The following is a 17,211-nucleotide window of genomic DNA, read 5'->3' as shown; positions in this document are numbered from 1 at the left end:
GGTTCTATGACTACTTAACCGACTCGCTGTCCGGAGTCGACCAACAGGCTGGGCGCTTGGCATCTGTCGCATTCGACGATCAACGCCCGTGTGTTCAACTGAGTAAAATTCAAATGACAGAATCTTTTGCTGAACTGTTCGAAGCCAGTCAAGCCAATCTGGCGAAGCTGAAGCCGGGCTCGATCGTCACCGGTACCGTCGTGGAAGTGCGCGGCGACGTGGTGGTGATCAACGCTGGCCTGAAGTCCGAAGGCATCGTGCCGATCGAGCAGTTCCGTAATGACGCTGGCGAGATCGATGTCGGCGTAGGCGACCAGGTCAAGGTTGCCCTCGATTCCATCGAGAACGGCTTCGGTGAGACCGTGCTGTCGCGCGAGAAGGCCAAGCGCGCAATGGTGTGGGACGAGCTGGAAGAGGCGTTGGAAAAGAACGAAACCATCACCGGCCGCATCAGCGGCAAGGTCAAGGGTGGTTTCACCGTGGACATCAAGGATGTCCGCGCGTTCCTGCCTGGTTCGCTGGTGGATGTGCGCCCGGTGCGCGACCCGGCCTACCTGGAAGGCAAGGAACTCGAGTTCAAGCTGATCAAGCTGGACCGCAAGCGCAACAACGTCGTGGTCTCGCGTCGTGCCGTGGTCGAGAGCGAGCACTCGGAAGAGCGCGAGCAGCTGATGGACAAGCTGCAGGAAGGCGCGATCCTGAAGGGTGTCGTCAAGAACCTGACCGATTACGGCGCGTTCGTGGACCTGGGCGGTATCGACGGCCTGCTGCACATCACCGACATGGCCTGGAAGCGCGTGCGCCATCCGTCCGAAGTCGTCAACGTCGGCGACGAGCTGGACGTGCGCGTGCTGAAGTTCGATCGCGAGCGTAACCGTGTCAGCCTCGGCCTGAAGCAGCTGGGCGAAGATCCGTGGGACAACATCGCACGTCGTTACCCGGCCAACAGCCGCGTGTTCGGCAAGGTCTCCAACGTCACCGATTACGGCGCATTCGTCGAGATCGAGCCGGGCGTCGAAGGCTTGGTGCACGTCTCCGAGATGGATTGGACCAACAAGAACGTCAACCCGTCCAAGGTTGTGCAGGTTGGTGACGAAGTCGAAGTGATGGTGCTGGATGTCGACGAGGAGCGTCGTCGCATCTCGCTGGGCATGAAGCAGGTTGCCGCCAATCCGTGGGAAACCTTCGCTGCCACCCACAAGAAGAACGACAAGGTGTCCGGCCAGATCAAGTCGATCACCGACTTCGGCATCTTCATCGGTCTGGACGGCGGCATCGACGGCCTGGTCCACCTGTCCGACATCAGCTGGAACACCACCGGCGAAGACGTCGTGCGCAACTACAAGAAGGGCGACACGCTGGAAGCCGTCGTGCTGGCAGTCGATCCGGAACGTGAGCGCATCAGCCTGGGCGTCAAGCAGCTGGAGCAGGATCCGTTCGGCCAGTACATGGCGTCCAACCCGAAGGGTTCGAAGGTCGAAGGCGTGGTGCGTGAAGTGGATGCCAAGGGCGCCACGATCGACCTGGCCGATGGCATCGAAGGCTACGTCGCTGCACGCGACATCGCCAACGAGCGCGTGGACGATGCGACCCAGCACCTGAAGGTCGGCGACAAGATCGAAGCCAAGTTCGTGGGCATGGACCGCAAGGGCCGCACCCTGCAGCTGTCGATCAAGGCCAAGGACGATGCCGAAATGCGCGAAACGCTGGAGGAATACCAGTCCTCCGCTGCGTCGGGCGGCATGACTCAGCTGGGCGCGCTGCTGCGTGCACAGTTGAACAGCAACAAGTCCGAGTAAGCGCGTAGCGCTCGCAAGAGCGTGATGGATCGGCCCGGGCTTGCCCGGGCCGATTCCGATGTGTCAGTCGAAAAAGCAAGTCTTCCCATGACCAAGTCCGAATTGATTGAAATCCTGGCGCGACGTCAAGCGCATCTGAAGGCGGACGACGTGGATCTGGCAGTCAAATCGCTGCTGGAAATGATGGGGCAGGCGCTCTCCGATGGTGATCGGATCGAAATCCGCGGGTTCGGCAGCTTCTCGTTGCACTACCGCCCGCCACGTCTGGGCCGTAATCCGAAGACCGGTGAATCGGTCGCGTTGCCGGGCAAGCATGTTCCGCACTTCAAGCCTGGCAAGGAATTGCGTGAGCGTGTCAGCTCCGTGGTCCCGGTCGATCTGCTTGATGCGGCCGACTGACGCTCGTTCTGCCGCTGCGTTTATGTCGGCTCGGTTAAGCTAAGCCTCTTTCGACGGAGTCCGGCCATGAAGGTGTTTCGTTTGCTGGTGATGTTGGCCTTCCTGCTGGTCGGTCTGATCATCGGCGCGGTCAATTCCCAGGACGTCACTCTCGACTTCCTTTTCTCCAGTGTGCATACGACCTCCGGGATCGCGATCATCGTCGCGCTGCTGGTCGGTGTGTTGATCGGTGCCGGCATGGTGCTGGTCAGTGTGGTGATTCCCCTCTATTCCAAACTGCGCCAGGCCAACAAGGCCGTTGCAGTCAGTCGCACCGATGCCAGGCCGATTGCGCCTGCCGCAGTCGAGCCGCGCCCCTTTGATGGACTGTAAGCGCGTATGGACTTTCTGACCGAGTGGATCTGGTTCTTCCTGTTCGTGCCCTTGGCAGCGTTGGGGGGCTGGGTCGTTGGCCGCCGCGGTGGCCAGCGCCATGGCGATACCCAGGTCAGTCGCTTGTCCAGCACCTATTTTCGCGGGCTGAACTATCTGCTCAACGAGCAGCCGGACAAGGCGATCGAGCTGTTTCTGCACATCGCCGAACTGGACAAGGAAACCTTCGAGACCCAGGTCGCGTTGGGACACCTGTTCCGCCGTCGCGGCGAGGTCGATCGCGCGATCCGGCTGCACCAGGGCCTGGTGCAACGCGCCGACCTGACCGACCAACAGCGCGTGCAGGCCTTGCTGGCGCTGGGCGAGGACTACATGAAGTCCGGCCTGCTGGATCGTGCCGAGACCGTATTCACCGAGCTGGCGCAACTGGATCAGCGTGCGCCGCAGGCGTTGCGTCATCTGATCGGCATCTATCAGGCCGAGCGTGATTGGGAAAAGGCGATCGACAACGCCACCCGTTACGAAGAAGTCACCGGCGAGCCGATGGGCAAGCTGATTTCGCAATTCGAGTGCGAGCTTGCCGATCGCTACCGCGGCTTGAGCAAGCCCGACGAAGCGCTGCAGGCGGTCGCGCGCGCCTACCAGGCCGATGGCACCTCAGTGCGTGCGGGCATTCTGGAAGGACGCATCGAAGCCGAGCGCGGACACGACGAAGCGGCCGTCCGCGCGTTCGAACGTGCGGCGCGGCACGATCCGGAATACCTGCCTGAAATCATCCCTGCGTTGATGGCGGCCTATCGCCGGGTGGGTGATATTGCAGGTGCGCGTAATTTCCTGTCGGAGATGACCGAGCACTATCGCGGCATCGCGCCGGTGCTGGCGTTGACGCAGCTGATGGAAGCGCAGGATGGCGTGGCGCCAGCGCTGGCCTACCTGGGGCGTCAGCTCAAGGATCGGCCATCGGTCCGCGGCGAATCGGCATTGATCGACCTGACCCTGGCCGAAGGCAGCGACCCGGTCGGCACCTTGCAGGATCTCAAGCACATCACCGACCAGTTGCTGGTGCGCAACCCGAGCTACCGCTGTACCCGCTGCGGTTTCGGTGCCAAGACGCACCACTGGCAATGCCCGAGTTGCAAGGAATGGGGCACGGTCAAGCCGCTGTTGAACTACGCGGTGGTCTGATGCCGCAGGCCTGGCTGTGGTGGTGTCTGTTGCACCTGACGGTCGCGGCACTGGGGACCTGGGTGTTGCGGCGCTATGCGTTGCATCGGCGCCTGCTCGATCATCCGGGCGAACGCCGCAGCCATGCGGTCGCCACGCCACGGGGCGGTGGCATGGCAATCGTGGCGGCGATGCTGGTGGGGTGCGTGGCGGCAGGCGTGTTCTGGCCGGCGGCAGGCCTGGTCATCAGCTGGTTCGCCGCAGGTCTGGTGCTGGTGGCCGGGGTCGGTTGGTGGGACGACCATCGTCCGCTCTCGGCCAGGTTGCGTTTTGCGATCCATCTGCTGGCGTCGGTCCTGCTGGGCTGGCTGGTCAGCCATCACACCGGCAAGCTCTGGGATGGCGTGCTCACCGCGATGGCGTCGGTGATGTTGATCAACGTCTGGAATTTCATGGACGGCATCAACGGCCTGGCCAGCAGCCAGGCGTCGCTGGCTGCCCTGGCGTTTGCCGCGGTCGTGCCGGGCGCCTGGGCGTGGGCCGGTCTTGCCGTCGCCGCATCCTGCCTGGGATTCTTGCCGTTCAATTTTCCACGAGCGCGCATCTTTCTGGGCGACGGCGGCAGTGGTGCCTTGGGCTATGTGCTGGCGGCGTTGCTTGCGCTGGCAGTGGCGAGCGGGCAGGTGAGCTGGTGGATCAGCTGGCTGCCGCTGACCGCATTTCTTGTAGACGCCGGCTTCACGCTGCTGTCTCGCATGCTCGACGGACAACGCTGGTGGGAGCCGCACGCCCAACATCTCTATCAGCGGCTGGCGCGCAGGCTTGAGACACACGTTCCGGTAACCGGGATTTATTTCGCTTTCAGCGTCGCTGCCGTCTGCTTGTATGTGTTACTTCGTCATGACGCAAATTGGCTGCAAGTGTCCGGAGCCCTGGCATGGGGCCTGGGTGCCACCGCAATCTGGTTTTTTCTGCGCGATGGAGTGCGCAATTCGTGAGTAATGGACTCTTATGATTTCCTGGCGTGATCGTTTGACCAAGGCCCTGCCGCAAGCAGCGGTGGTGCTGCACGACCTGTTGATGGTGTGGGTGTGCTGGCAGCTGCTGCACGCCGGCCGCTACTCGATGCTGCGCGACGCCCCCGATCTGCCGTTATGGGATTGGCGCACCGGCGTCGTCCTGGTCGCGCAAGGCCTGGTGTTCTGGAAGATGGGCCTGTATCGCGGGCTGTGGCGGTTCGCGTCGGTGCCGGACCTGTGGAACATCTTCAAGTCGAGTTTCCTCGGCCTGGTCGCGATCGTGCTGGCGCTGTCCTATGACCGCCTGGACGGGGTGCCGCTGTCGGTGCTGGTCGTCTACCCGTTCGCCCTGTCGGCACTGCTGGGCACGCCACGGTTGTTGTATCGCGCCTGGAAGGATTACCAGATTGCACACTCCGGCGACGCCGCGCAGCGCGTATTGATCCTGGGCGCAGGTCGCGCTGCCGAGGGTCTTGTCCGCGACCTGCGCCGCACCGGTGCATTTGTGCCGGTCGGGTATCTGGACGATGCCAACAACCTGCATGGCGCCAAGATCCAGGGTCTCAACGTGCTGGGCAGCCTGGATCAGGCGGCAGCCATCGCCAAGGAGACGGCTGCCAAGCTGCTGGTCATTGCGATTCCGTCGCTGGATGCCTCCGGCATGCAGCGCGTGGTGGCCATCTGCGAAAGCACCGGGCTGCCGTTCCGCATGGTGCCCAAGTTGATCAACGTGCTGGAAGGGCGCTCGTTGCCTGGCGAGTTGAAGGAGGTCGCCATCGAGGACCTGCTCAATCGCAAGCCGGTCACCCCGGACTGGCGCCTGATACGCGACTGGTTGACCAACAAGACGGTGATGGTGACCGGCGCGGGTGGCTCGATCGGTTCGGAAGTCTGCCGCCAGTGCGCCCGTCATGGCGCACGCCGCATCGTGCTGCTGGAGATCGACGAGCTGGCATTGCTGACCGTCGATTCGGACCTGCGCCGCTTGTTCCCCGATATCGAAGTGGTGCGCGTGCTGGGCGACTGCGGCGACCCGGCTGTGGTCGCGCATGCCTTGAACACCGCACCGCCGGATGCGGTGTTCCATGCCGCCGCCTACAAGCAGGTGCCGTTGCTGGAAGAGCAACTGCGCGAGGCGGTACGCAACAACGTGCTGGCCACCGAAAACGTGGCGCGCGCCTGCCAGCGTGCACGCATCGAGACCTTCGTTTTCATCTCCACCGACAAGGCGGTCGAGCCGGTCAACGTGCTGGGCGCGAGCAAGCGCTACGCCGAGATGATCTGCCAGAGTCTCGACGCGCGCGATGCGCCGACGCGCTTCATCACCGTGCGCTTCGGCAACGTGCTGGATTCGGCCGGTAGCGTGGTGCCGTTGTTCCGCGAGCAGATCCGCCAGGGCGGCCCGGTCACGGTGACGCACCCGGATGTGACACGTTACTTCATGACCATTCCGGAAGCCTGCCAGCTCGTGGTGCAGGCCGCCGCCTCCGCCTCGCATGGGGCGATCTATACATTGGACATGGGCGAGCCGGTGCCGATTCGCCTGCTCGCCGAGCAGATGATCCGTCTCGCCGGCAAGCAGCCCGGCAAGGACGTGGCGATCCTCTATACCGGCTTGCGTCCAGGCGAGAAGCTGCATGAAACCCTGTTCTATTCCGACGAAGACTATCGCCCCACCGCGCATCCCAAGATTCTGGAGGCCGGCGTGCGCGAGTTCTCGCACGAGCAGGTGTTGCAGCTGGTGACGCGCCTGCGTGAGGCGGTTAACCGCTATGACATCAAGGCGATGGAGACTGTGCTGGGCAGCCTGATGCCGGATTTTGCGGCGGCTCGACGGAAAGTCGACGCGCGATCTGATACGGTCGTTCCATTCCCCGCACGTGAGGTCAGAAGACTTTAATGAGCAAGCGTATTCGCAAGGCCGTATTCCCCGTCGCAGGTCTTGGGACCCGCTTTCTTCCGGCAACCAAAACGGTTCCGAAGGAAATGCTGCCAATCATCGACAAACCGCTGATCCAGTACGCCGTCGACGAAGCCATCCAGGCTGGTTGCGACACGCTGATCTTCGTGACCAATCGCTACAAGCACTCCATCGCCGACTACTTCGACAAGGCCTACGAGCTGGAGCAGAAGCTCGAGCGCGCCGGCAAGCTCGAGCAGCTGGAGCTGGTGCGGCATGCCTTGCCGGAAGGCGTGCGCGCCATTTTCGTGACGCAGGCCGAAGCGCTTGGCCTGGGCCATGCCGTGCTGTGTGCCAAGGCCGTCGTCGGCGACGAGCCGTTCGCGGTGTTGCTGCCGGATGACCTGATCTGGAACCGCGGCGCCGGTGCACTGACCCAGATGGCCGATGTGGCCGAGGCCTCCGGTGGCAGCGTCATTGCCGTCGAGGATGTGCCGCACGACAAGACCGCCAGCTACGGCATCGTGGCCACCGATGCGTTCGATGGCCGCAAGGGCCGCATCAACGCCATCGTCGAAAAGCCCAAGCCGGAAGTGGCACCGAGCAATCTGGCCGTGGTCGGCCGCTATGTGCTCAACCCGAAGATCTTCGAGCTGCTCGAAGAGACCGGCGCCGGCGCCGGCGGCGAAATCCAGTTGACCGATGCGATTGCCGGGCTGCTGCAACAGGAAACCGTTGATGCCTACCGCTTCGAAGGCCGCCGTTTCGATTGCGGCGCGCATATCGGCCTGATCGAAGCCACCGTGCATTTCGCGCTCGAGCACGAGAAGCATGGCGGGCCGGCCAAGGAAATCCTGCGCACCGCATTGGCCGAGGCCGACGCGCGCGGCTGATTGCCTGGCCATCGCCTGCATCCACGAACGACGCCATCTGGCGTCGTTCGTCGTTTGGGCCCTTGCTGGCCAGAACGCCGTGCCGTTGGTGATCGACACGGCGGGCCAACGTGCTGGTGCGCGCCTGCGGCCGTGAGCACGCAGTGCAGTTGGTCGCCGCCGGAGTGGAGTGCCAGGGTCGCGAACCTTCGCGTCGGCGCTGGCGTCCCGGCAGGTGGCGCTGGTCGAGCTGGGCGTGGACGAGGTCGCCGCCATTGCCCGCGAGATCCGGCGTCGCGATGCAGTTGTCGTAGCCGGTCGAGAACGCCTCGGGGAATTGAGCGACCGGCGCCGAGGTGCCGGCCTGGGGGACAGACCGATTGACTCAGCCGTGCCGGCGTTGAGCGGCCGCGAAGGCGTCCAGCTGTTCGGGCGTGGCGTCTTTCTGATGCCGCTGCTTCCAGTCGGCAAACGGCATGCCGTACACCGCTTCGCGCGCCTGCTCCTTGCTCATTGGCTGGCCCTGCGCTTCGGCGGCTTCGCGGTACCAGTCACCCAGGCAGTTGCGGCAGAAGCCGGCCAGGATCATCAGGTCGATGTTCTGCACATCCGGGCGCTGCTGGTTGAGATGCTGCAACAGACGGCGAAATGCGGCCGCTTCGATGGACGTGGTGGTGGAATCGGGTGTCGAGGTGGTGTCGGTCATGGCGGAATCGGGGACAATAGACGGCCTTCGACTCTACACCTGACGCCCCATGACCGTTTCCGCGCCAGCTGCCTCTGCTCCGGCCCGCCTTCTCGATGGTCGCCGCATCGCCGAGGAACTGCTCGACGGGTTGAAGCTGCGCGTGGATGCGCGCCTGGCCGCCGGCAGGACGTGCCCCGGGCTGGCGGTGGTACTGGTCGGTGGCGATCCGGCCTCGTCGGTATATGTGCGCAACAAGCGGCGTGCGGCGGAAAAGGTCGGTATCGAGGCCTTCGACTACGACTTGCCGCAAGGCACCAGCGAGGCCGAGCTGGCGCGGCTGATCGACCAGCTCAATGCCGATCCCAAGATCCACGGCATCCTGATCCAGCTGCCATTGCCGGGCATCCCCGATGCCAACCGACTGATCCAGCGTATCGATCCGCGCAAGGACGTCGATGGATTCCATCCGCAGAATGTCGGGCATCTGGCGCTACGCGAATTCGGCCTGCGTCCGTGCACGCCGCGCGGTATCGTGACCTTGCTGGCCCACACCGACCAGCCGGTGCGCGGCCGCAATGCGACCATCGTGGGCGTGAGCAATCACGTGGGCCGGCCGATGGGGCTGGAATTGCTGATCGCCGGTTGCACGGTCACCAGCTGCCACAAGTTCACCCCGCCCGCAGTGCTGGAAGCCAGCGTGCGCAATGCCGATATCCTGGTGGTGGCGGTGGGGCGACCGGGCCTGATTCCCGGCGAATGGGTCAAGCCGGGCGCGGTGGTGATCGATGTCGGCATCAATCGATTGGATGATGGCCGCCTGGTCGGCGATGTGGGGTTCGAGGCGGCCGTGCAACGAGCGGCCTGGATCACGCCGGTGCCGGGCGGGGTAGGGCCGATGACGGTTGCCACCTTGATGCAGAACACGCTGGAAGCGGCCGACGCGGCTGGCTGAGGCGCGCGCGTAACGCTGCATTGCAGTCGCGTTGTGTCTTCGTGAAGGCTTTCAGGGTAAAATGCCGCGCTTCCCCAAACTCGGGTCCGCCGATGCTCCGCATCCAGGCTGAAGCTCTCACCTACGACGACGTTTCCCTCGTCCCCGCCCATTCGATCGTCCTGCCCAAGGACGTCAGCCTGGAAACCCGGCTGACGCGCGATCTGCGCCTGAAACTGCCGATTCTCTCGGCCGCGATGGACACAGTGACCGAACACCGCCTGGCGGTGGCCATGGCCCAGCTGGGCGGCATCGGCATCATCCACAAGAACCTGACTCCTGCGCAGCAGGCCGGCGAAGTCGCCCGGGTCAAGAAGTTCGAATCCGGCGTGATCACCGAGCCGTTCACGGTGAGCCCGGACACGACCATCGGCGAGGTGCTCAAGCTGACCCGCGCGCGCAACATCTCCGGCGTGCCGGTGGTGGATGGCAGCGAACTGGTCGGCATCGTCACCAGCCGCGACATGCGCTTCGAGAAGAAGCTCGACGATCCGGTCCGCCACATCATGACCAAGAAGGATCGCCTGATCACCGTGCGCGAAGGCGCCAGTGACGAAGAAGTGCTGGAGCTGCTGCACCGCAACCGCATCGAAAAGATCCTGGTGGTCAACGACAGCTTCGAGCTGCGCGGCCTGATCACGGTCAAGGACATCCAGAAGAAGACCGACAACCCCAACGCCGCCAAGGACGGGTCCACGCGCCTGCTGGTCGGCGCGGCGGTCGGTGTGGGCGGCGATACCGAGCAGCGCATCGAACTGCTGGCTGCGGCGGGCGTGGACGTGGTCATCGTCGATACCGCGCACGGCCATTCGCAGGGCGTCATTGATCGCGTGGCCTGGGTCAAGAAGGCGTATCCGCAGCTGCAGGTGATCGGCGGCAACATCGTCACCGGCGATGCCGCGCTGGCGCTGATGGACGCCGGTGCCGACGCGGTCAAGGTCGGCGTGGGTCCGGGCTCGATCTGCACCACGCGCGTGGTCGCCGGTGTCGGCGTGCCGCAGATCACCGCGGTGGACATGGTTGCCGAGGCGCTGCAGGACCGCATTCCGTTGATCGCCGATGGCGGCATCCGCTATTCCGGCGACATCGGCAAGGCACTGGTTGCCGGCGCCTCCACGGTGATGGTCGGCGGCCTGTTCGCCGGCACCGAGGAGGCCCCGGGCGAGGTCGAACTGTTCCAGGGCCGCAGCTACAAGAGCTACCGCGGCATGGGCAGCCTGGGCGCGATGGAGAAGGGGTCCAAGGACCGCTATTTCCAGGATTCCAGCGATGCCGACAAGCTGGTGCCGGAAGGCATCGAAGGGCGCGTGCCGTATCGCGGCCCGGTCGGCGGCATCGTCCATCAGCTGATCGGCGGCCTGCGCGCGACGATGGGCTACGTGGGTTGCGCGACCATCGAGGAAATGCGCACCAAGCCGAAGTTCGTCACCATCACCGGTGCCGGCCAGCGCGAGAGCCATGTCCACGACGTGCAGATCACCAAGGAACCGCCGAATTACCGGATGGGCTGATGCCCATCCGCGGGATTGGAGATTCGGGATTGGGGATTCGTAACAGCCCGCCGCATCTCCTTCGGCAGGGTGCATCGCTGCCATTCCGCTGTTGCAAATCCCCAATCCCGAATTCCCAATCCGGCTCTCAATGACCAACATCCATAGCGACAAGATCCTCATCCTCGATTTCGGCGCGCAGTACACCCAGCTGATTGCGCGGCGCATCCGCGAGATCGGGGTGTATTGCGAGATCTGGGCCTGGGATCACAACCCGTCGGAGATTGCCGGTTTCGGTGCCAAGGGCATCATCCTGTCCGGTGGTCCCGAGTCGACCACCTTGCCGGGTGCGCCGGTCGCGCCGCAGGAAGTGTTTGACAGCGGCCTGCCGGTGTTCGGCATCTGCTACGGCATGCAGACGCTGGCGGCGCAGCTGGGCGGTGCCACTGAGGCCGCCGACCAGCGCGAATTCGGCCATGCCGAAGTCGATGTGGTGGCAGGCGATGCCTTGTTCGCAGGCTTGACCGACCATGCAGGTTCGTCGCGTTTGAACGTATGGATGAGCCACGGCGACCATGTGTCGCAGGTGCCGCCGGGTTTCACCGTCACTGCAGTGACCGACCGCATTCCGGTGGCGGCGATGTCCAACGAGGACAAGCGCTGGTACGGCGTGCAGTTCCACCCGGAAGTGACGCACACGCTGCAGGGCCAGACCTTGCTGCGCCGCTTCGTGGTCGATGTCTGCGGCTGCCAGACGCTGTGGACGGCGGCCAACATCATCGACGACCAGATCGCGCGCGTGCGCGAGCAGGTGGGCGATGACGAAGTGATCCTTGGCCTGTCCGGAGGCGTGGATTCGTCGGTGGTGGCCGCGCTGTTGCACAAGGCGATCGGCGACAAGCTGACCTGCGTGTTCGTCGACACCGGCCTGCTGCGCTGGCAGGAAGGCGACCAGGTGATGGCGATGTTCGCCGAGCACATGGGCGTGAAGGTGATCCGCGTCAACGCGGCCGACCGCTATTTCGCCAAGCTCGAAGGCGTCAGCGACCCGGAAGCCAAACGCAAGATCATCGGCAACCTGTTCGTGGAGATCTTCGACGAAGAGTCCAACAAGCTGGCCAACGCCAAGTGGCTGGCGCAGGGCACGATCTATCCGGACGTGATCGAGTCGGCCGGCAGCAAGACCGGCAAGGCGCACGTGATCAAGAGCCACCACAACGTCGGCGGCCTGCCCGAGCACATGAAGCTGGGCCTGGTCGAACCGCTGCGCGAGCTGTTCAAGGACGAAGTACGCCGCCTCGGTGTCGAACTCGGCCTGCCGCGTACGATGGTGTATCGCCATCCGTTCCCAGGCCCGGGCCTGGGCGTGCGCATCCTGGGCGAAGTGAAGCGCGAATACGCCGAACTGCTGGCCAAGGCCGATGCGATCTTCATCGAAGAGCTGCGCAAGGCCGATCTGTACGACAAGACCAGCCAGGCGTTCGCGGTGTTCCTGCCGGTGAAATCGGTGGGCGTGGTCGGCGACGCACGCGCCTACGAATGGGTGATCGCGTTGCGCGCGGTGGAGACCATCGACTTCATGACCGCACACTGGGCACACTTGCCGTACGACTTCCTCGGCACGGTCAGCAACCGCATCATCAACGAACTGCGCGGCGTCTCGCGCGTGGTCTACGACATCTCCGGCAAGCCGCCTGCGACGATCGAGTGGGAGTGAGTTGAACGACAAAGGCGCCGCGAGGCGCCTTTTCGTCAGGGCGTGTAGTTAGCCGACAGGTTTGCGTTCAGTGGTGCATCGCCAGTTGCGCGCCGTGCTGGAAAGCAGTGCGTAGCGCTTGCAGATGTCGACGTCGATTGTACTGTGCCGCGCCGCCGCCGATCTTCTTCAGCGCACCTTGGCCAGCGCCACGCGCGCATCGGCCATGAACTTCTGCGTTTCCTGCGGCGTGGAGAGGTTGGCGCCCAGCTGGTTGAGCACCTGTTCGATGTCGCTCGATGCGTCCCAGGCTTCGTCGCAGAGCATGCCGGCGATCGGGCCTAGGTAGTTCAACGCGACCTTCTCCAGTGCATCGCGGACGCGCTCGTCGGGTGCAGATCCGCCGCCGACGGATGCAGGTGACGCGACCGGTGCCGCGACAGGCGTTGCTGCAGCCGTCACGCGTGCCGGTGCAATTGGCGCACGCGGCCCAGCCGGCGCACCACCCAGATCCTGTTCGAAACCGCCCATCAACCACTGCCGCGCGTCGTCGCTCAGCAGGGACGGCTTGCCCATGCCGGCACCGGGGTCGGCCTGGAAGCGGGCCTTGGCCGCGTTGACCATGGTGAGGCGTTGTACCGCCTCGTCATTGCGCAACATGCGGAACACCACTTCTTCGATCTGCCCGGCGTTGAGGCGGACGATGCAGGAGTGGTTCTCCTCGGTGACGACGAACAGAAAGCCGGACGCCTTCTTCAGTGCCAGCGCCTTGAGCTCGCGCAGCACGTCGATCAGCGGACGGAATTCAGTGGACATGGCGTCTTCCTTGCATCATCTGGTACGAAGTGGGTGCGCGGGGCTCAGCGTTTGCTGAGCCGTTCCATCGCCAGCCGCACGCTGTTGGACAGGCGGGAGATGGCGCGCGCCAGGGTACCAATTTCATCCTTGAGGTTGACCTCGTCGATGGTGTGGTTCCACTTGCCCAGGCTCAGCTCTTCGGCCACGGTGGTCAGGTGCTGGATCGGGCGCAGCACGCGGCTCCAGATCAACGCCCATTGCAGGCCGAGCAGCAAGGCGCAGACCAGCAGGCCGATGCCGGCGATCCACAGCGACTGGCGCACGATCACGTCATTGACGTCGCTCTTGGGATAGGCCGAGACCAGGGTGAAGCCCCAGTCCGGCACTTCCTGCTTGGTCACGACCCAGTCGTCCGGCGTGTCCTTGACGATCCGCTCGATGGTGGCGGTGTCGGTGGTGGCACCGGTGGTGGACTGGAAGCGCAGCGTGTTCTTGCTGTCGAACACGGCGATGAAGCCGGAGTCGAGCACGCGACGGCTGCTGACCACGTTTTCCAGCGCCTGCGTGTCGGCCTTGTAGCCGACGTACCAGGCACCGATCACGCGCTTGTCGTTGCCGGCAAAGATCGGCTCGTAGCCGGTGACGTACGGGTTGCCGAGGATGTCGACCACGCCGTAGAAGCTTTCGCCGTTGCGCAGCTTGGCGGCGGCCTGGCCGTTGGGATCGAGCACGGTGCCGATGGCGCGGCTGCCGTCGTCCTTCTTGACGTTGGTGGAGATGCGCACGAAGTCATCGCCGGTACGCGAGAACAGCGTGGCGGTGCCTTCGTGGATGGCGGTGACATCGTCGAGCATGTCGAAGTCGTTGGCCTGCGCCTTCTGGCCCAGCAGCAGGTCGTTGGCATTGCGCTCGCCTACGCGCACTTCGTTGCCGATGCTTGCAGCGCCGTGTGCGTTGGCTTCCTTGCGCAGCTGGCGCATAGAGGAATTGACGCGGTCCAGCATCATCGCGCGGGTGACCGAGAACAAGGTCTGCAGGGACACCGACTGGCGCTCGATCGCGTCGCCGGCCTCGAACCTGACCCGGTTCGCTTCGGTAATGGCCAGAATGACCGTCAGTGCCGCCACCACGACCAGCACCAAGGCCAGCACCGGCAACAGCAGGCGCACCCGCAAAGAGTGACGAAGCATCGCAATTCCCCTGGACGCGTTTAGTGATTGGATCGAGTGCGCCGCAGCCCCCCGGCAGCGGTCGGACCTAGCCGTTATCGGCGGTTGTACACGATGCTGAAGCGGCCCCCACGCCGCTGGCGGTGCATACGATAGCTCAAGGCGATCGATTTGGCAGCGCGGCAGGTGTGCCATGTGGCCGGGCGTTCAAGCAGGCTCGACCTTGTTGCAGGTCGCGGCGGAATGGGCGTGAGCAGGAAAAAACGGCGCAGTGGATCTTGTGCACTTCGAACGGGCGATGCGAAGCAGGAGCGCACGAAAAAGCCGACTCTCGCGAGTCGGCTCAGTAACCCGAATCGAACCAGGTCAGGCGTTTGCAAACGCCAGCAGATCCTGGTTGAACTGATCGGCGTGGGTCACGGTGAGGCCATGCGGAGCGCCGGCGTAGATCTTCAGTTCGGCGTTCTTGATGATCTTGGCCGACAGCTTGCCGGATGCGTCGATCGGCACTATCTGGTCGTCGTCGCCATGCACCACCAGTGCGGGCACGTCGATCTTCTCCAGGTCCGGGGTGTAGTCCACTTCGGAGAACTGCTGGATGCAGTCGTACTGGCCCTTGTGGCCGCCCAGCATGCCCTGCATCCAGAACGCGTCGCGCATGCCCTGGGTGACCTTGTGGCCATCGCGGTTGGCGCCGAAGAACGGCGTGGTCAGGTCCTGATAGAACTGCGAGCGGTCCTTGGCCACACCGTCGCGGATGCCGTCGAACACGCTCATCGGCAGGCCGCCGGGATTGGTCGGGCTCTTGACCATTTGCGGTGGCACCGCGCCGACCAGCACCACCTTGGCCACGCGCTTGCTGCCATGGCGGCCGACGTAATGCGCCACTTCGCCGCCGCCGGTGGAATGGCCGACCAGGATCGCGTCCTGCAGGTCCAGCGTTTCGATCACCGCCGCCAGGTCGTCGGCGTAGGTGTCCATGTCGTTGCCGTCCCAGGTCTGCGACGAGCGGCCATGACTGCGGCGGTCATGCGCGATCACGCGGAAGCCCTGTTGGCCCATGAACAGCATCTGCGCATCCCAGGCATCGGCGCTGAGCGGCCAGCCGTGCGAGAACACGACCGGCTGGCCCTTGCCCCAGTCCTTGTAAAAAATGGTGGCGCCGTCGGGGCGGGTGACGAAATTGGACATCGGCTTGACTCCGTTGTTGGTCGGTTGGGGCGGTGGGGTGAGTGCGTCACGCCGGGGCAGCACTGGCCAAGCCCGGCAGCGGCAACGCTGCCACGGTGGCCGTGCCGGAGATGAGAAAGCTGCGGCGTCCGGCGTCGGCTGTTGTGCATTCGGTATCTGCGAGGCGCCGCCAGCGCATCAGCCTCGACCGCACGGGCGGATCACCGCGGCGGGTCGCTAGGATGGATCACTGCAGCGCGGTATCCCAGAGCAGTTTCAGGTTCAGGCCGACGATCACCGTCGCAATGACCCAGGCGATGCGCACCAGCCAGGGCGGTGCCACCAGCGCGCCCATCAACGCACGGTCGGACACGAAGCGCACCAGCGGGATCACCGCAAACGGCAGCTGCATCGACAACACCACCTGGCTCAGCACCAATAGCCGCGCGGTGCCGGCCTCGCCATACAGCCAGGTCACGATCACCACCGGCACGATGGCGATGCCACGCGTCAGCAGACGGCGCAGCCACGGCGGCAAGCGCAATTGCAGGAAGCCTTCCATCACGATCTGCCCGGCCAGCGTGGCAGTGACGGTGGAATTGACGCCGGAAGCCAGCAGCGCGACGGCAAACAGCGTCGAGGCCAGGCCCACGCCGAGCATCGGTGCGAGCAGGGCATGGGCCTGTTCGATCTCCTGCACATCGGTACGGCCCTGCGCATGAAACACCGCCGCCGCCAGGATCAGGATCGAGGCATTGATGAACAGCGCGAACATCAACGCCACGGTGCTGTCGGTCACCGCCCAGCGCAGCGCCGACTTGCGGCCCACATCGGTACGCGGGTACGCACGCGTCTGCACGATCGACGAATGCAGGTACAGGTTATGCGGCATCACCGTCGCACCGATGATGCCGATCGCCAGATACAGCGCATGCGGGTCGGTGACCACTCGCGCACGCGGAATGAAGCCGCCCAGCACGGCTGCGATCGGTGGTGCCGCCAGCGCGATCTGGATGCCGAAGCACACGAAGATGATCAACAGCAGCGCGATCACGAACGCTTCCAGCGCGCGGAAACCGCGATTCATCAGCAGCAGCACCAGCACCACGTCCACCGCGGTGATGATGGCGCCCACGGTCAGCGGAATGCCGAACAACAGCTTCAACGCGATGGCGGTGCCGATCACCTCGGCCAGGTCGCAGGCGATGATCGCCAGTTCGCAGATGCCCCACAGTGCCAGGTTCACCCCGCGCGGATAACGCGCCCGGCAGGCCTGCGCCAGATCCAGCCCGGTGGCGATGCCCAGCCGTGCCGACAGGCTCTGCAGCACGATCGCCATCAGGTTGGACAACAGGATCACCGACAGCAGCAGATAGCCGAACTGCGAGCCACCGGCCAGGTCGGTGGCCCAGTTGCCCGGGTCCATGTACCCGACCGACACCATGTAGCCCGGGCCCAGAAATGCCAGCAGCCGGAACCACCAATGGCCTCCTTTGGGCACGGCGACGCTGGCGTGGTGGTCGCCCAGCCCGCCATGGGCCGCTGCCGGCGAGGGGAGTGGCAGGGCTGCGTTGGGACGGAGATCGGCGGACATGCGGGGCAGGCTGGCTAGGGTCATACGGATGATATAGCAACTGCTATGCTGTTGAGCATTGGCAATTTAAATCGTAATGATCGGCTGCGT

The 17,211-nt window shown here is 64.4% G+C and carries 15 protein-coding genes; 10 read left to right on the top strand and 5 right to left on the bottom strand.

Going from position 1 to position 17,211, the window contains the following annotated elements; translation table 11 throughout:
- Positions 1 to 113 precede the first annotated feature (113 nt).
- The 7 genes from rpsA to galU all read left to right on the top strand — a co-directional run bounded on the left by rpsA (position 114) and on the right by galU (position 7,546).
- Positions 114 to 1,799, top strand: coding sequence for a 30S ribosomal protein S1 (gene rpsA / locus H7A86_RS11470; protein ID WP_016903550.1), 1,686 nt, complete (start codon positions 114 to 116; stop codon positions 1,797 to 1,799).
- 87 nt (positions 1,800 to 1,886) lie between these two features.
- Positions 1,887 to 2,198 (top strand): integration host factor subunit beta, encoded by a 312-nt coding sequence (locus H7A86_RS11465; RefSeq protein ID WP_016903549.1) that lies wholly within the window; start codon positions 1,887 to 1,889, stop codon positions 2,196 to 2,198.
- A 66-nt stretch (positions 2,199 to 2,264) separates the two neighbouring features.
- Positions 2,265 to 2,570: a lipopolysaccharide assembly protein LapA domain-containing protein gene (locus H7A86_RS11460; RefSeq protein ID WP_104533506.1), complete on the top strand. Its 306-nt coding sequence runs from the start codon at positions 2,265 to 2,267 to the stop codon at positions 2,568 to 2,570.
- Between the two features lie 6 nt (positions 2,571 to 2,576).
- Entirely contained in the window at positions 2,577 to 3,755 is a 1,179-nt protein-coding gene (gene lapB, locus H7A86_RS11455) for a lipopolysaccharide assembly protein LapB (protein ID WP_104582530.1), read from the top strand.
- Positions 3,755 to 4,732: an MraY family glycosyltransferase gene (locus tag H7A86_RS11450; protein ID WP_119131888.1), complete on the top strand. Its 978-nt coding sequence runs from the start codon at positions 3,755 to 3,757 to the stop codon at positions 4,730 to 4,732. Before lapB ends, H7A86_RS11450 begins: the two co-directional genes overlap by 1 nt.
- 13 nt (positions 4,733 to 4,745) lie before the next feature.
- Positions 4,746 to 6,653 (top strand): polysaccharide biosynthesis protein, encoded by a 1,908-nt coding sequence (locus tag H7A86_RS11445; RefSeq protein WP_164739802.1) that lies wholly within the window; start codon positions 4,746 to 4,748, stop codon positions 6,651 to 6,653.
- Entirely contained in the window at positions 6,653 to 7,546 is an 894-nt protein-coding gene (gene galU, locus H7A86_RS11440) for a UTP--glucose-1-phosphate uridylyltransferase GalU (protein WP_016903544.1), read from the top strand. The genes H7A86_RS11445 and galU overlap by 1 nt, the downstream gene beginning before the upstream one ends.
- 364 nt (positions 7,547 to 7,910) lie before the next feature.
- Here the strand turns inward: galU and H7A86_RS11435 are convergent, their stop codons facing one another.
- A complete protein-coding gene (locus tag H7A86_RS11435) occupies positions 7,911 to 8,231 on the bottom strand; it encodes a DUF1244 domain-containing protein (RefSeq protein ID WP_104582532.1) in 321 nt (106 codons plus the stop codon).
- 49 nt (positions 8,232 to 8,280) lie between these two features.
- Between H7A86_RS11435 and folD the strand changes: the two genes are divergently transcribed.
- The 3 genes from folD (at position 8,281) to guaA (ending at position 12,411) form a co-directional block, all read left to right on the top strand.
- On the top strand, positions 8,281 to 9,165 hold the full coding sequence (folD, locus tag H7A86_RS11430; protein WP_119131889.1) for a bifunctional methylenetetrahydrofolate dehydrogenase/methenyltetrahydrofolate cyclohydrolase FolD: 885 nt from the start codon (positions 8,281 to 8,283) through the stop codon (positions 9,163 to 9,165).
- Between the two features lie 92 nt (positions 9,166 to 9,257).
- Complete coding sequence (guaB, locus tag H7A86_RS11425) at positions 9,258 to 10,715, top strand: IMP dehydrogenase (RefSeq protein ID WP_016903541.1); 1,458 nt, start codon at positions 9,258 to 9,260, stop codon at positions 10,713 to 10,715.
- Positions 10,716 to 10,845: 130 nt separating this feature from the next.
- Complete coding sequence (guaA, locus tag H7A86_RS11420) at positions 10,846 to 12,411, top strand: glutamine-hydrolyzing GMP synthase (RefSeq protein ID WP_119131890.1); 1,566 nt, start codon at positions 10,846 to 10,848, stop codon at positions 12,409 to 12,411.
- A gap of 168 nt (positions 12,412 to 12,579) precedes the next feature.
- Here the strand turns inward: guaA and H7A86_RS11415 are convergent, their stop codons facing one another.
- The 4 genes from H7A86_RS11415 to H7A86_RS11400 form a co-directional block, all read right to left on the bottom strand.
- A complete protein-coding gene (locus H7A86_RS11415; RefSeq protein WP_119131891.1) occupies positions 12,580 to 13,206 on the bottom strand; it encodes a DUF8082 domain-containing protein in 627 nt (208 codons plus the stop codon).
- 44 nt (positions 13,207 to 13,250) lie between these two features.
- Positions 13,251 to 14,378, bottom strand: coding sequence for a Cache 3/Cache 2 fusion domain-containing protein (locus H7A86_RS11410; RefSeq protein ID WP_104582536.1), 1,128 nt, complete (start codon positions 14,376 to 14,378; stop codon positions 13,251 to 13,253).
- A gap of 345 nt (positions 14,379 to 14,723) precedes the next feature.
- The gene (locus H7A86_RS11405; protein WP_119131892.1) at positions 14,724 to 15,548 is read right to left on the bottom strand and encodes an alpha/beta fold hydrolase; all 825 of its coding nucleotides are present in this window, start codon (positions 15,546 to 15,548) and stop codon (positions 14,724 to 14,726) included.
- Positions 15,549 to 15,774: 226 nt separating this feature from the next.
- Entirely contained in the window at positions 15,775 to 17,121 is a 1,347-nt protein-coding gene (locus H7A86_RS11400; protein WP_119131893.1) for an Nramp family divalent metal transporter, read from the bottom strand.
- Positions 17,122 to 17,211: the final 90 nt, after the last annotated feature.

Source organism: Xanthomonas euroxanthea (genome assembly GCF_903989455.1).
GTDB classification, from domain to species: Bacteria; Pseudomonadota; Gammaproteobacteria; order Xanthomonadales; family Xanthomonadaceae; genus Xanthomonas; species Xanthomonas euroxanthea.
Note: the sequence above shows the minus strand (reverse complement) of the source record. Positions and strands in the feature narration are given on the sequence as shown.

Bases quoted from the DNA above. Each gene is read 5' to 3' on its own strand.
- guaB (WP_016903541.1), top strand. From the start codon at position 9,258: ATGCTCCGCATCCAGGCTGAAGCTCTCACCTACGACGACGTTTCCCTC.
- H7A86_RS11410 (WP_104582536.1), bottom strand. From the start codon at position 14,378: ATGCTTCGTCACTCTTTGCGGGTGCGCCTGCTGTTGCCGGTGCTGGCC.
- H7A86_RS11415 (WP_119131891.1), bottom strand. From the start codon at position 13,206: ATGTCCACTGAATTCCGTCCGCTGATCGACGTGCTGCGCGAGCTCAAG.
- H7A86_RS11435 (WP_104582532.1), bottom strand. From the start codon at position 8,231: ATGACCGACACCACCTCGACACCCGATTCCACCACCACGTCCATCGAA.
- rpsA (WP_016903550.1), top strand. From the start codon at position 114: ATGACAGAATCTTTTGCTGAACTGTTCGAAGCCAGTCAAGCCAATCTG.
- H7A86_RS11445 (WP_164739802.1), top strand. From the start codon at position 4,746: ATGATTTCCTGGCGTGATCGTTTGACCAAGGCCCTGCCGCAAGCAGCG.
- guaA (WP_119131890.1), top strand. From the start codon at position 10,846: ATGACCAACATCCATAGCGACAAGATCCTCATCCTCGATTTCGGCGCG.
- H7A86_RS11400 (WP_119131893.1), bottom strand. From the start codon at position 17,121: ATGTCCGCCGATCTCCGTCCCAACGCAGCCCTGCCACTCCCCTCGCCG.
- lapB (WP_104582530.1), top strand. From the start codon at position 2,577: ATGGACTTTCTGACCGAGTGGATCTGGTTCTTCCTGTTCGTGCCCTTG.
- H7A86_RS11460 (WP_104533506.1), top strand. From the start codon at position 2,265: ATGAAGGTGTTTCGTTTGCTGGTGATGTTGGCCTTCCTGCTGGTCGGT.
- H7A86_RS11405 (WP_119131892.1), bottom strand. From the start codon at position 15,548: ATGTCCAATTTCGTCACCCGCCCCGACGGCGCCACCATTTTTTACAAG.
- galU (WP_016903544.1), top strand. From the start codon at position 6,653: ATGAGCAAGCGTATTCGCAAGGCCGTATTCCCCGTCGCAGGTCTTGGG.
- folD (WP_119131889.1), top strand. From the start codon at position 8,281: ATGACCGTTTCCGCGCCAGCTGCCTCTGCTCCGGCCCGCCTTCTCGAT.
- H7A86_RS11450 (WP_119131888.1), top strand. From the start codon at position 3,755: ATGCCGCAGGCCTGGCTGTGGTGGTGTCTGTTGCACCTGACGGTCGCG.
- H7A86_RS11465 (WP_016903549.1), top strand. From the start codon at position 1,887: ATGACCAAGTCCGAATTGATTGAAATCCTGGCGCGACGTCAAGCGCAT.